Source organism: Hyphobacterium lacteum (assembly GCF_036330345.1).
In the GTDB taxonomy this organism is placed as follows: domain Bacteria; phylum Pseudomonadota; class Alphaproteobacteria; order Caulobacterales; family Maricaulaceae; genus Hyphobacterium; species Hyphobacterium lacteum.
The window spans coordinates 22033-35479 of the sequence record NZ_JAZDRP010000008.1 but is presented as its reverse complement, the minus strand read 5'-3'; the positions used below and the strand labels follow the sequence as shown (position 1 = coordinate 35479).

Genomic DNA, 13447 nt, shown 5'->3' with positions numbered 1-13447 from the left:
ATCGTGCTTAACGCCTTGTTGTCAGCGCTCGCACTCATGACCGCCACACAGGATGACGGCAGCGGAGCGACGCCGCCGGAACAGCCTGTGCTGCGCCTTGACGCCGCGGAATCCACATCAACGGTCGATGAAGACGATATCGTCCTCCGCTCGGCAAGCCAGTACGCCGGCTTTCACCGCACTCTGGGGGAGATCCGCGAACGCGAGATCACGTCAGGTGCCGTGCTCGACCAGTCCATGGATGAGATCGCCGTCTATCTGGCGCGCGAACGCCTTGTACGGGCCTGGCTGGCCTATTCCTCTCTGATCGCAGAGCAACACCCGCAATTCCTCGACGATGTCCGGGATGTGGCCGATTATTATGGCCGTGACGCCGCTGTCGCCGCCCTGGCCAACGACCCGGCCTATGCCGGTGCCTTCCGCTATGCGGATCAGGCGAGCGAATCCGTGCTTCTGGCGATTGACGAGGACGCAGCAGAGATCGAGGCGATCGGCGAACAATTCCGCCTGTCTGCCTACGATTTGCAAAGTGAGCGCTGGGCCAACGCTGTCGCGCGCGACCGCCAGAACCGCCTCGCCGCCCTTCGGGCCGCCGACCAGATCGCCGCGCCGCTGGCCACCGACATGTTCTCCACCAGCTTTGTCAGCGAAACCGATATCCGTTCAGCGTCCAGCATGTTCGCGCACGATACGCCGCCGCCTTCCCTGCCCGCCAACACTCCGGACCTCAGCCTCAACGCCGACGTCCCCTATGAGCCGGACCGGGTGCGCGTGGGGCGCATCCTGTCGATTGCTGCTTTACGGGCGATTGGCAGTGATAACCGCTATACCGAGGATTCTCTGCAATCCTTGCTGGCCGATCCGCTCGCCCAGCGCTGCATCGAATGGGCCCGGGTCAACCTGTCCCAGTGCGTCGCCGCAGCCCATTTCGAGTATGAGGATTCCTTCTGTATCGCCCAGCACGCCCTGATCGAGGTCTCTCAATGTCTCGAAGCGGCGCAAAACCGGCGCGAATAGGCTGATTTCCAGTCCGTTTGTTCCGAAGCGGCACATGGTAAACACAAAGTAAAAAGACCGGTTCGTTTTCTATTTGTTAGAATTTGTCCGAACTGTTTGTTTCTCTATTGTCCATTAACTCGGGAATCCGTGGAAATTCCGGATTGTTTTGGCTAGCCTCCATCTTGCACAGGGACGAGTGTGCATAAAAGTGAGGACCTGCCGTGCCTTTTGGATTTGTGTTTCGCGCCGCATTCTGGATAGCCGCCGTATCTGCTTTCGCACCCATGAGCGTCTTTTCGACCGATGGGATGGAAGCGCCTGACGATATTGCGCAACTGGTTGAACAGGGCCAGCGCCTCAACGAGGTCTGCTCGGATCTGCCAGCGCTCTGTGACATGGCTGGTGAAGCTTCCAGCCTTGTCGCGATTGCCGCTGATGAAACCCTTCTGCGAGTGGGCAACTGGCTCGACGAGCGGGAAGCCGCTGCATCCGAAGGTGCCCGATAACTTGTCCTCTGCTCCGCGGCATTATATTCGCCGCGTATGACGCCTGACGTAAAAGCCGACATTGACGAACTGGTCGAGGAGTTTGATTTCCTCGGCGATTGGGAAGAGCGCTACCGCTATCTGATCGATCTCGGTCAGGCCATGCCGGCACTTTCCGACGATGAAAAATCCGAAGACAACCGTGTGAAAGGCTGCACCAGCCGGGTCTGGCTGGTGATCGACGATGCTGCGGGCGATGCCTTTCGTTTCCGTGCCGATTCCGATGCCCACATCGTCAAGGGTCTGGCAGCCCTGCTGATCCGGCTTTATTCGGGGCGTGGCAAGGACGATATCGCCGCTATCGATCCTCGCGAGGTGCTCACCCGAATAGGGCTGGCCGAACATCTGTCTCCGCAGCGCTCCAACGGGCTGAATTCCATGATTGCCCGCATTCGCAAGGAAGCCGGCGTCAGCACCTGATTATCCTGGCATGGCCATGCCGTAATGGCGGCCCAATTGCTGCAGAGCGAGCTTGAGCACGATCTTGCCAGACCGCCGCGGCCAGCTTTCCTCGGTTTCAACAACCTCAAGCCCCTTCTCGCGCAGACAGACCGCCGACAAAATCCGGTCCATGCCGGGACCGACGGCCTCAAGCGCAGACCTCACGCGTTGCTGAGCTGCCATCGCAGACGCCGGGGCATCCCCCCGGCCAGCCCTCGAACCGGTAGCAGCCGGCGCCAGATAGCTATTCCAGTCGGAGGTCACACGTTCGGTCATCATTGAGCGGTGATAGTCCGCTCTCAAACGTTCTCCGGCCTCAAACTCGTCATCCGTCAGCCAGGATTTGCCGGTTTTTGCGTCAGGGCGCATCCAGCGGGCCAGAGGAGAATCAGAAATATCGGACGTGATCCGGCGGATGCATTCACCCTCCATCACCGCTTGTTCCCGCACCAGCTGGTGAGGCGCCTTGAAGTTACCGGACTGGCGCGCGCGGATGTCGTCCAGCTTATGTGTCAACTCGTAGACGCCGTGAGATCGGGCTGACAGCCAGCCCTCGCCGAGGGCCTGGCGCACCTGGGCACCTGACAACGTCACCGACGGGCGCCGTCGCAAATCCCCGCCGGGATAAACGCCGAACCGGTCCGGACATCCCGGTACGGCTCTCAGAGCCGCCCCCGGTGCTGACAGGCACTTCATCCAGCGCGCCGGCCTCATGGCAGGGCCATGCGATCGGCCCTGGGATCCGGCGCGGTCCGCAGACAATCCTCAAGGCCGTCCAGCCAGGCATCGAATTGCGGGTCATCGCGGCGGTCCTCGACAATCTGACAAGCATGAGAGGCCGTCGAACGGTCGCGGCCAAACGCCTGTCCGACCCGCGCCAGATTCAGCTCGAAAGCCACATGCGCCAGATACATGGCCACCTGACGGGCAAACGCGACGCGCGAGGACCGCCGCGTTGGCGCCGAAATCTCCTCGGCAGAAACATCAAAGGCAAAGGCGACCGCTTCCCGGGCCAGGCGAGCACGCGCCCGGTCGCTGTCAATCAGCTCTTGTCCACACATCACACCATCCATCACTTGCTAGACAACGCATCCTAGGCGCCAGCCAAAAAGGTGAGGATAACATTCCTATCTTTGTGGCAGAATATCCAGTTACACGTTTAACGTGTTATGATGGGTGCGTGGATAGAGATCAGCCTGCGAAGTAGGCAATCACCATGACAAGGCCCAACAAGACGCTGGTCCATATCGCCAGCAATCCGCTTGGAACATCGCGGCTCAGGGCCCCCGCCGGGCTGAACAGGTTGAACAGCTTGCCGGAAACATTCCGGCCGGCCTCGCCAAAACGATTGCCGATGGTTGCCATCAGCCGGTCCGTCATCGCCCACACCCACCGGAAGAGCCCGTCGCCCGCTCGCCGGTAGAACCAGTCGGTATCAAGGTTCACCGACCGGACTTCTGCCGGATAGAGCTTGAAACGGACCAGGAAGGTGAAGGCGAACAGAGCGGCCAGCAATAGCTGCATCTGACCCACAATATGGTCGTATGTGTAGGGTTCATATTCGACCGGATACGGCAGCAGATTGTAGAGCGCGCCGTAATTGATCCCCAGATAGATGCACAGGAAGGAGGCCAGCCCCATGGCCAGCAACATGTTCCAGGGCGCTTCCTTTACGCGGTGGCCATTATCGTGATGGAAGAAAGCGAAATACGGAATCTTGATGCCGGAGTGCTCGAGCACGCCCGCAGAGGCAAACACCAGAATGATGAACGGTATCTCGTAACCGCCATAGGCAACCGCCGATAGTGTCAGCGCTTTTGCCACAAAGCCCGAGAAGAGCGGGAAGGCCGAGATCGCCCCCGCCCCGATCAGACAGAAGAAGGCTGTAAACGGCATCGATTTGTATAGCCCGCCAAGGTCCGATGCTCTGGTATGGCCTACCCTCATCAGCACGGCGCCCATGCTCATGAACAGCAGGGCCTTGTAGATGATGTGGACAAAGGCATGAGCAGCGGCGCCATTGAGGCCCAGCTCTGTGCCGACACCGATACCGGCCACCATGAACCCCAGCTGGTTGTTCAGCGAATAGGCCAGCACCTTGCGCAGATCGTTTTCGATCACCGCATAGAAGACCGGGAACGCCACCATGACGGCTCCGATCCAGACCAGAACATCCAGTCCGGCAAAGCCACGCGCCAGTGCGTAGATCGCCAGCTTCGTGGTGAAAGCGGATAGCACGACGGCACCGATCGCGGTCGACTTCGGATAGGCGTCCTGAAGCCAGTTGTGCATCAGCGGGAAAGCCGCCTTGATACCGAATGCTATGAGGATCAGCAGTCCGCCGGGCGCGTTCACATCGATCGCATTGAACTGCCAGCTGCCTGTATGGGTTGCATACATGACCGAACCCGCCAGCAACAAGACTCCCGACAGGACATGGATGGTCAGATAGCGCAGACCGGCCCGGAAAGCGGCCGGATTCCGGCTGGCCCAGATCAGGAAGACCGAGCTGATTGCGGTCAGCTCCCAAAAGAAGAACAGGGTCAGCAGATCGCCGGCGAACACAGCACCCAGACCGGCACCTGAATAGATCAGTGTCGTTGAATCCTGCATCCGGTCGCGATCATGCAGCGCATAGATCGAATTCAGGAATATCGCGAGAATGAAGACCAGCCCCCAGACCCGCGACAGCGGATCAAACCGATAGGTCTCGAAGGTAAAGCCGGCCATTTCCAGAATGCCGAAAACGCCCACATGTGGCGTCATGAACCAGACCGCCGCTGCCGCCAGGGGTGCGGCCAGCATCAGCGCCTTGCGGAAGGCGTAGGACGGCACGACAGCGGCCAGAAGGCCGGCGATTATGACAGGAAGTGCGGGCGACAGGCCGAGGGTGACGAGATCAGTCATTGTCACCCTCCTGATCGTAATAGTCTTCCTTGCGGCCGAGCAAGCGGCGCAGAGGCCACCCCATCAGAACCGCGAGGCAGAAACCAACAAACCCCTCGATCTCGTAAAAGCCGAGAACTTCATACCATTTTCCTGTCCGGTGGAACGGGTTCAGCACCTCGAAGACAAGCATCAGAATGGCGAGTCCGCCAAAAATCCAGAAGGGGGCCTTCTTCGCCCATTTGGAATCCAGCCACAGGAACGGCCGGGCAGCCGGATGAATTTCATCCTCCGCCGGCGTTTCGGATTTCGGTGTCTCTTTACTCATCTCAAAGCTCCGCACCGAAGACAGGCGCGAGGAAGTCCGTCAGCGGCCCGATCAGGAAGAACAACACGGTAATGCCGGCTGCCGTGATCACCGGCGGCAGGATGGCCAGCACCGGTCCGGGCTTTTTCAGCCCTTCCTTCGGCGCCGGGTCAAAGAAGCCGCGCGCCGGGATCGGCAGCAGATAGCCGACATTCAGGATCGAAGACAGGATCAGCGCGGCGATCAGCGCCTGCTGACCGGCCGTTGCGGCGCCCCACATCAGATAGAGTTTGGGCCACATGCCGCCAAAGGGCGGCAGGCCGATGATCGAAAAGGCGCCGACGGCAAAGGCGCCGAACGTCCAAGGCATCAGACGGCCGAGACCGCGCATGTCGGAAATCTCGGTTTTCTTGGTCGCCGTATAGATCGCGCCCGCGCACATGAAGAGCGTGATCTTGCCCCAGGCGTGCATGACGATCTGCAAGGCAGCCCCCAGCAGCGCCAGTGGCGCGGCTATCATGGCGCCCAGCGTGACATAGGACAGCTGGGAAACCGTCGAGAAAGCCAGCCGGCGCTTCAGATTATTGCTCGACATGGCGATGATGGACGCCAGTACGATAGAGATCGCGGCAATCCAGGCCAGCCAGGTCGAGGCCGGCGCTTCCTGGATCAGCTCGGGCCCGAAAATGTAGGTGGCCACTTTCAGGATGGCGAACACACCGGCTTTCACAACCGCCACGGCATGCAGCAAGGCCGAGACCGGCGTGGGCGCCACCATGGCATTGGGCAGCCAGGGGTGGACCGGCATCAGGGCCGCCTTGCCGATACCGAAAGCAAACAGGATCAGCAGGATACTGGCCACCAGAGGCGAGGCCTCGGACGCCAGAAGACCACCGACGGTGAAATCCGTCGAACCGGCGATGAATTGCGTGGCGATGATTGCCGGCAACAACAGGCCGATCGAAGTGCCCAGCAGGATAGCCAGATAGATGGCGGCACCGCGGCGCGCCTTGTCATCCCCCTTGTGCGCGACCAGCGGATAGGTCGACAGGGTGAGCGCCTCGTAGAAGAGGAACATCGTCAGAAGGTTCGATGCCAGCGCTACGCCCATGGCACAGGCGATGGCAATGGTAAAAAAGACGAAGAAACGGGTTTGATGCTTCTCGCCATTTCCGCGCATATAGCCGATCGAATAGAGCGAATTGACGATCCAAAGCCCGCTCGCCACTGCTGCAAACAGGGCGCCGAGCGGTTCCAGCTGGAAACCGAAGGTCAGGCCGGTCTCCCCGATCGCATAGACCAGTTCCGGGCGCTCTCCCGTCACCGAGACCAGATAGGCCACATTACAGGCCAGCAGCACGGCGGCCGTCAGCGTTGCGGCTTCCCGCAGATTGGGCGATTTGCCCAGAAGTCCGACGAACACCCCGCCAATGAGCGGGATCACCAGCGCAGCGATCAGGGCAATTTCGGGAGTCCAGCTCATTGAGAGGCTCCATTCAGGGCAGCCTCGGCCGCAGCATTGGTCAGCGAGACCAGGAAGTCAGGCTGGAAGAAGAACCAGATATTGGCGAAAGCCAGGATCCACATCGGCACCAGCATCAGCCATGGCGCGCGGGCCGAGGCGATCCCGCCGGAGCGGTCATGATGGGGTTCAGCGACCCAGATCGCCGCCAGCATGCGCGCGACATAAGCCAGCGCGATCAGCGAAGAGAGGATCAGGGCGGCAACTGCCCACCACCAGCCATTCTCGAAGGCGGCAACGCCCAGATACCATTTCGACCAGAAGCCGATTGTCATCGGCACGCCGACCAGCGACAGGCCGGCAATGGTAAATGCCACCGAGGTGAAGGGCATTGAGCGGGCAAATCCATTGAGGTCGGAAATCCGGCGTACACCAAAGCGTATCGCAAAGGCGCCCAGCGCCATGAACAATGCGCCTTTCATCAGGGCGTGATTGACCAGGTGCAGCATGCCGGCGGAAACACCCGCTGCCGTGCCGATACCCAGACCCAGCATCATGTATCCGACCTGCGCCACCGAGGAAAAGGCCAGCAATCGCCGGGCATCATCCTGGAAGACGGCCTGAACGGACGCCACGATCATTCCGATAATGCCGAGCACGGCAAAGACCCAGAGGAAGCTGACCTGAACGAAAGGCGCATCCGGCCAGAACACATCGAACAGGAATCGGACCAGCGTGTAGAAAGCCACCTTGGTCGCCGTCGTGGCCAGGAAGGACGTCACGAAATTCGGCGCATAGGCATAGGCATTCGGCAGCCAGAGATGCAGCGGGAACATCGCCGCCTTCAGGCCGAGACCAACAATGATGAAAGCAAACGCCGCCTGGACCACGCGATTGTCCGACATGTCGGGCAGGCGCTCCGCCATATCGGCCATGTTGAGCGTACCGGTCGCCATGTAGAGAAAGCCGACACCGATGACGAAAAAGGTCGCGCCAATCGTACCAAGGATCAGATAATTGTAGGCGGCCGTCAGCGCCCGGCGGTCATTGCCCGCCCCCATACCGACCAGCACATAAGTCGAGATCGAGGATATCTCGAGGAAGACGAACATGTTGAAGGCGTCACCGGTGATCGCAACGCCCAGAAGCCCGGCAAAACAGACCAGGAAAGCCGAATAGAACAGGGCCTGGCGGTTCTCTGCGATCTCGTCAGCCACGCTGGGCAGCGCATAGATCGTGCTCAACAGGCCCAGCGCTGCAATCAGAAGCAACAACACCGCATTCAGATTGTCGATACGGAACTCGATGCCGGCCGGCGGTTGCCAGCCGCCCATGGCGTAGGAAATCACCCCGCCAGTCTGCACCTCGACAACGATCGCAACCGCCAGAACAGCCGAAACTGCCGTCGTCAGCAGGGCCACGCCCCAGCCCAGACGGCCATTGGGCATGATCGCGGCAACCGCGGCCATCAATAATGGCGCCACCACGACAAGCGCAGGTGCATGCTCGGCAACATGCGCCGGCAGAAGGGAAGACAGGAATTCCATCAGGCGCCTCTCCCCGCGCTATCGACAGCGTAGTCAGCCTTGTTGATCGCCTCGTCCTCGATCGTGCCGTAGGTCTCGCGAATGCGAACGACCAGGGCGAGACCGACCGACAGCGTCGCAACGCCCACCACGATCGCCGTCAGAATCAACACGTGCGGCAAGGGGTTCGAATAGAGGACTTCCGCGCTCTGATGCGCTGTGTCAGCGGCATATTCGGCGGCACCGGCAGCATGATCCGTCGACGCGGCCCCATAATCGCTTTCGCCATGTCCGCCACCATATTCCGGCAGGATGGGCGGCTGACCGCCAAAGACCTTGCCGATCGTGATGTAGAGCAGGAAGACCGAGGTCTGGAACAGGGACAGGCCCACCAGCCGCTTGACCAGATTTCCGGTCGCCACAACGGCATAGAGCCCCGTCATCATCAGGATGATGACAATGATGAAGTTGAAGCGTTCTGCGAGAAGCTCGACCATCACCATTCCCCTTCCGGAATATCCGGTGCACGGCCGGCAAAGGCGTAGAAAATCGCCATCATCACGGCGAACACGGTCGACAGCACACCCAGTTCCACCAGGATGATGCCGATATGCTGACCGGTATGATGCGAAAGATCCGGGTGCAGCACGTCATAATCAAGATAGTTCGCGCCCAGCAGCCAGGTTGCCACACCAGTGCCGCCATAGAGCAGAACGCCAAAGGCGGCGAGGAATTTGACAAACCATGTCGGCACGGCGCGCTTGGCGCTGTCGAGGCCGAAAATCAGCGAATACAGGATCACGGCAGACGCCACGATCACGCCAGCCTGGAAGCCGCCCCCCGGGCTGTAATCGCCATGAAAGTGCACATAGAGGCCGAAGACCACGATCAGCGGGATCAACAGTTTGGCAACGACACGAAGGACCAGGTGCGGGTTCATTTCTGCTCCTCCTTCTTTTTCAGGCCGCGCAGCCCCAGAAGCAGCATCACGCCCAGCCCGGCAGCGAAGATCACCACTGTCTCGCCGAAGGTATCAAAGCCCCGATAGCTGGCGAGAACGGCCGTCACCACATTGGGAACGGCGATCTCGTTGGGCGTCGAGGTGATATAATCCATGCCGACATAGGAATTGGCCGGCGAATTCGGGTCGCCATAGACCGGCATGTCGCCGACCGCATAGAACAGAGCCGCACCGGCCACCGAAACGACGACGAGCGCGGCCCAGTGACGCGCGGCTTTGACCGGCTCGGCTTCGCGCGCCGTCAGCAGCATGGCAGCCAGCATCAGCACGGTCGAAATACCGGCGCCGACCGCGGCTTCGGTGAAGGCTACATCGACGGCATCCAGGGACACAAACCAGGCGGCCGACAACAGGCTGTAAACACCCATCAGCATCACCGCTGCAAAGAGGTTTCGCAGGCGGACGATCGCAATACCCACAGCCAGCAACATGGCCATCAGTGCGTAATCGAGCAATTGGGTCCAGTCGAATTCCATTACGGCGCCTCCCCGTTTCCGGCATCACGCGGATGCGGCGGCTGATGGCGCGACAGCAGCGGATTGAGCCCTGCCCTGTGCGCCGCATTGGCAACCGCGTGCGTTGCGGTCGGGCTGGTCAGGAAGAGAATGAAGCCCACCAGCAAAAGCTTGGCGGCCAGCAAGGTGAAGCCGGCTTGCAGGATCAGCGAGAAAACAATGAGCTCCGCCCCCAGCGTATCCGTCACACCGGCCGCATGCATGCGGGTGTAAAAATCCGGAAGACGCACCACGCCGATGGCACCCGCCAGAACAAAAATGATCCCGACCGCCATCAGGGCGATACTGGCGATATCTCGGATGAGCAGAAGGATTTCCATCAATCATCCTCCCCGTCGATAGCACGGCGAAGAGACATCTGGGCCAGTGCGATTTCCAGCGAGCGATAGCGGAAGAATTTCAGGATTGCGATCGTCGCAATAAAATTGATGAGCGCATAAAGCAGAGCAATATCAACGCCATCAGCGCGACCAACCATCAGGCTGAAGATCAGCAGCAAGAGCACCGTCTTGGTGCCGAAAGAATTGGCGGCCAGTACCCGGTCATAAAGCGACGGCCCGGCAAACAGGCGGCCCAGCATGATCGCCATCGCAAGGGCCATCGACAGGATACCGATGAGATTAACCCAATCCATCATGAAGCGCCTCCATCGGTGGCGCGCGCGGCATGCAAATTCATTTCGGCAAAGCCATCAGGTGAAGTGAAAGAGGTATCCAGCGCGTGGACCAGGAACGCATCATCCTCGATCTCGACGGTCACCGTGCCGGGCGTGAGCGTGATCGAATTGGCGAAGATACAACGCGACAGATCGGTATCGGCTTTGACCGGCACGCGGACCAGGCGCGGTGTGATATCAATCTCGGGCTTCAGCGCCGCGCGGATGACATCGAAATTGGCCTTGGCAATCTCCCCGCCCAACCAGATGTAATAGGGAATGAGGGTTGGCAGCCGCACAAACGGAGCCGTCTCGCGATCCAGTATCCGCATCCGGAAGACCAGCACCATGGCAATCACCACGCTGGCTGCGCCGAAGGCGAGCAGGGTGATCTTGTCATAGCCGGACAGCACCCACCACAGCAGTGCCAGAACCAGGCTCAGGCTCACCCCGTAGATCATGACTCCTCCCGAAAGTCGGCCGCGGACGCGTTCGTTGGGGTGCTTTTAACCATGCCTCTGCGGCTTGGCCAGCATTTCAGGTGGATTCATTCACACGATTTGGCAGCGATTATTTGCCGTCGGCTTCCGCGACTTTCGACCAGTCCCAATAGCGTAAAACGGTCTGCGCCTTTTCTACCGGAATGCCGTCATAGACATGCAAGGCGCGCTCCAGCCCCCCGCCGGAATCAAGGCCGAGCCCCTGGCACAGCTGGACCAGGAACTCCCGGTCGGCGCCGGTTGCCTTGCAGAGTATCGCAGCCGGTTCGCCGCCCATATCCCGGCAAATCCGGTTCGCTAGCGAATCGCTGATCCCGGCCAGCAGAGCCAGCTCCTCGATCGCCGCCATATCCGCACCGCGAGTGGAAATCGAGCCGATCAGTCCTTCCAGCGAGCCATAGGCGCTTTGCGTTGCTGCCTCGCGATTGCGTTGACGGCGATCGACAAATTTCAGGGCGCGATTGACCAGAGGATCGCTCCACCCCTCCCCGGCTGCCATGGCAAACACATCTTCCGCCGCCTCGATCATCAGCGAGCGGCCCACGGCGAACCGGCTGAGGATGAGCTTGCGGTTGTCATGGTCGCAGAACCAGAAGAGCTGCAAGGCTGCACGCGGCCGCATTTCCACCCGCTTCAGGAGAGACGGGATATAGGACACCGAATCCTGCGCCAGCGAGACGATGTGATTTACGGTCGGTGGCGCCAGCTGTGCATTCATGTTCTTGAGAAGCGCCATGATGACCGGGGCCTCGCCGATGGAGGCCAGGGCGGCGGAAACCGTCTCGGAAACCTTGTCGCGCCCGGCAATCAGCACCCGGTGATCCAGAGAGCTGAGCCGGCAGATCTCCATAAGATCAAAGTCCGACAGCGCTTGCGATTTTTCAAGCAACGGTTTGGCGATGTCGATATCATCGGCGGCCAGCAGCTTCACGATATTGGCTGGCGCGTCCTTGATTTCGGCCAGCCGGGTCGCGCACCGGCGCCGGATCCGTGCATCGCTGTTGCGCAGTATCTCATAGAGCAGATCGCCAACGATCCAGCGTTCCTGCGGCCCGATCACGCTGGACGGCAGACAGATGATATCGGCGAGACGCTTGGCCAACGTTTCGCGCGCACGGCCAGTGCCGTCTGCGGTCTGGGTCAATGTCAGCGGTTCAGCGTCATTCATGGCCGGTTCCAGTTCGCTGACAAATTGCCTGTGGAGGCGTTAAGCAAGCGTATGCGGTGACTTGCCGCCTTGCACATCGGCAGAAGGCTGCTCTAGTGGATAGGGATATTTCGCCGGGGGGCGGTGTGAATCAAATCGTAGCGCGTAAAAACCCGGCACCCTTCGCAGCCTATCTCGTTATCGTCGCAGGCTGGTTCTTCGGTTTCGGCCTGCAAACCACCCTGTTTCCTGGCGTTGTCTATTTCACGCTGGCAGAATCACCGGAACGCTTGGGCCTCGCGCAGATGGCGCTGACCGCGCCCATGCTGTTCTTTCTGCCCGCGGCCGGTGTTCTGGCCGAGCGCCGCGGGCGGCGGCGCATCCTGATTATTTTCTACGCACTGGCAGCTCTTCTGGCCGCCTTTCTCGGCGGGCTCCTGATATCGGGCACACTCACCTACTGGCTGCTCGTCATCTATGCTTTCGCGGTGGGGTCCTGTGGTGCCTTTGTCCTGCCGGCGCGGGATTCCGCCATCAATGCGGTCGTCCGCATAGCCAACCGGTCCGGTAAGCCTCTGACCCTGCAAAAAGCGGTAGTGATTGCGTCCCTTGTGCAGTTCGCGGGTCAGATTACCGGCATGGCCGTCGGCTATCTCGCCCGATGGACCGGGCCTGGCATCCTGCTTTTCCTGCAAGGTGGCGGCTTCTTGCTGGGTGTGATTGCAACCGTCGGACTGCCTAGGCTGAAGGCCAAGCGGACCGTTGAAACGCACGCCCTGCAGGATCTGGTCGACGGGGTGAAGACCGTGCTGGGTTCTCCCGTGATCGCCTCGATGACGGCGGTCATGGTCGCGGTCGGATTCTTTGTCGTCGGAGGCGCTTTCTTTGTCGTCATTCCTGTATTGGTGAGAGATGTTTACGGCGCCGGTTACGGCACCCTGTCCAGCCTGCTGGTCGTATTCTGGATCGGTGCCTTTATCGCCAACGCCCTTCTAGCGAAAATGAGCCATATCGAGCGACCGGGACTGGCCGTCATGCTGGCCCAGCTGGTCACAGTGATCAGCCTCGGCGGTCTGGCCCTGCCCATCCCGCTGGCGGGGCTTTACGCACTGGACTTCTTCTGGGGGCTTGGCGCTGGCGTGGCCATCTCACTCAGCCGCGCCGTCGTCCAGGAAAATGCGCCAAGCGAAATGATGGCGCGCATCATGTCGGTCTATCAGCTGGGTCTGTTCGGAGGCATGCCCCTGGGCGCGCTGATCATGGGATTTGTTGTGGCGGCTCTGGGCCCGCGAGAATCCGTTCTCATCCCGATGGCCGGGCTGGCCGTCGTGCTGGTCCTGATCGCCATCTTCACACCCATTATGTCGGTGCGCCGCAAGGCCTGATCATCATCATGGCCAAGCGTACCGCGGCTTGTAATAGTGCGTCCGAATCCCGCTTTCC

General features: G+C 60.4%; 17 protein-coding genes. 4 read left to right on the top strand and 13 right to left on the bottom strand.

The features are described 5' to 3' along the window. Positions 1-3 precede the first annotated feature (3 nt). The 3 genes from V0U79_RS11740 to V0U79_RS11730 all read left to right on the top strand — a co-directional run bounded on the left by V0U79_RS11740 (position 4) and on the right by V0U79_RS11730 (position 1964). Positions 4-1017, top strand: coding sequence for a hypothetical protein (locus tag V0U79_RS11740; protein ID WP_330199705.1), 1014 nt, complete (start codon positions 4-6; stop codon positions 1015-1017). A 266-nt stretch (positions 1018-1283) separates the two neighbouring features. Beyond that, positions 1284-1505, top strand: coding sequence for a hypothetical protein (locus tag V0U79_RS11735; protein WP_330199704.1), 222 nt, complete (start codon positions 1284-1286; stop codon positions 1503-1505). Between the two features lie 36 nt (positions 1506-1541). After that, positions 1542-1964 carry a SufE family protein gene (locus V0U79_RS11730; RefSeq protein WP_330199703.1) on the top strand — a complete coding sequence of 141 codons (423 nt, stop codon included), beginning with the start codon at positions 1542-1544 and terminating at the stop codon, positions 1962-1964. Here the strand turns inward: V0U79_RS11730 and V0U79_RS11725 are convergent, their stop codons facing one another. From V0U79_RS11725 to V0U79_RS11665, 13 genes are all read right to left on the bottom strand, one after another. After that, entirely contained in the window at positions 1965-2699 is a 735-nt protein-coding gene (locus tag V0U79_RS11725; protein ID WP_330199702.1) for a DUF6456 domain-containing protein, read from the bottom strand. Continuing rightward, positions 2696-3046 carry a helix-turn-helix domain-containing protein gene (locus V0U79_RS11720; protein WP_330199701.1) on the bottom strand — a complete coding sequence of 117 codons (351 nt, stop codon included), beginning with the start codon at positions 3044-3046 and terminating at the stop codon, positions 2696-2698. Before V0U79_RS11720 ends, V0U79_RS11725 begins: the two co-directional genes overlap by 4 nt. A 130-nt stretch (positions 3047-3176) precedes the next feature. After that, positions 3177-4892 carry a Na(+)/H(+) antiporter subunit D gene (locus V0U79_RS11715; RefSeq protein ID WP_330199700.1) on the bottom strand — a complete coding sequence of 572 codons (1716 nt, stop codon included), beginning with the start codon at positions 4890-4892 and terminating at the stop codon, positions 3177-3179. Beyond that, positions 4885-5199, bottom strand: coding sequence for a hypothetical protein (locus tag V0U79_RS11710; protein WP_330199699.1), 315 nt, complete (start codon positions 5197-5199; stop codon positions 4885-4887). The genes V0U79_RS11715 and V0U79_RS11710 overlap by 8 nt, the downstream gene beginning before the upstream one ends. Before the next feature lies 1 nt (position 5200). After that, on the bottom strand, positions 5201-6661 hold the full coding sequence (locus V0U79_RS11705) for a proton-conducting transporter transmembrane domain-containing protein (RefSeq protein ID WP_330199698.1): 1461 nt from the start codon (positions 6659-6661) through the stop codon (positions 5201-5203). Then, on the bottom strand, positions 6658-8187 hold the full coding sequence (locus tag V0U79_RS11700) for a monovalent cation/H+ antiporter subunit D family protein (protein ID WP_330199697.1): 1530 nt from the start codon (positions 8185-8187) through the stop codon (positions 6658-6660). The genes V0U79_RS11705 and V0U79_RS11700 overlap by 4 nt, the downstream gene beginning before the upstream one ends. Continuing rightward, entirely contained in the window at positions 8187-8663 is a 477-nt protein-coding gene (locus V0U79_RS11695; RefSeq protein ID WP_330199696.1) for a cation:proton antiporter subunit C, read from the bottom strand. Before V0U79_RS11695 ends, V0U79_RS11700 begins: the two co-directional genes overlap by 1 nt. Continuing rightward, positions 8663-9106, bottom strand: coding sequence for a Na(+)/H(+) antiporter subunit B (locus V0U79_RS11690; RefSeq protein WP_330199695.1), 444 nt, complete (start codon positions 9104-9106; stop codon positions 8663-8665). The genes V0U79_RS11695 and V0U79_RS11690 overlap by 1 nt, the downstream gene beginning before the upstream one ends. Next, positions 9103-9663 (bottom strand): DUF4040 domain-containing protein, encoded by a 561-nt coding sequence (locus V0U79_RS11685; RefSeq protein ID WP_330199694.1) that lies wholly within the window; start codon positions 9661-9663, stop codon positions 9103-9105. Before V0U79_RS11685 ends, V0U79_RS11690 begins: the two co-directional genes overlap by 4 nt. Beyond that, positions 9663-10022 (bottom strand): monovalent cation/H(+) antiporter subunit G, encoded by a 360-nt coding sequence (mnhG, locus tag V0U79_RS11680; protein ID WP_330199693.1) that lies wholly within the window; start codon positions 10020-10022, stop codon positions 9663-9665. The genes V0U79_RS11685 and mnhG overlap by 1 nt, the downstream gene beginning before the upstream one ends. Then, positions 10022-10339 (bottom strand): MrpF/PhaF family protein, encoded by a 318-nt coding sequence (locus V0U79_RS11675; protein ID WP_330199692.1) that lies wholly within the window; start codon positions 10337-10339, stop codon positions 10022-10024. Before V0U79_RS11675 ends, mnhG begins: the two co-directional genes overlap by 1 nt. Continuing rightward, positions 10336-10818, bottom strand: coding sequence for a Na+/H+ antiporter subunit E (locus V0U79_RS11670; protein WP_330199691.1), 483 nt, complete (start codon positions 10816-10818; stop codon positions 10336-10338). Before V0U79_RS11670 ends, V0U79_RS11675 begins: the two co-directional genes overlap by 4 nt. A gap of 109 nt (positions 10819-10927) precedes the next feature. Then, the gene (locus tag V0U79_RS11665) at positions 10928-12025 is read right to left on the bottom strand and encodes a DUF2336 domain-containing protein (RefSeq protein WP_330199690.1); all 1098 of its coding nucleotides are present in this window, start codon (positions 12023-12025) and stop codon (positions 10928-10930) included. 125 nt (positions 12026-12150) lie between these two features. Here V0U79_RS11665 and V0U79_RS11660 point away from each other — a divergent pair, with 125 nt between their 5' ends. Further along, the gene (locus V0U79_RS11660; RefSeq protein WP_330199689.1) at positions 12151-13389 is read left to right on the top strand and encodes an MFS transporter; all 1239 of its coding nucleotides are present in this window, start codon (positions 12151-12153) and stop codon (positions 13387-13389) included. Positions 13390-13447 lie beyond the last annotated feature (58 nt).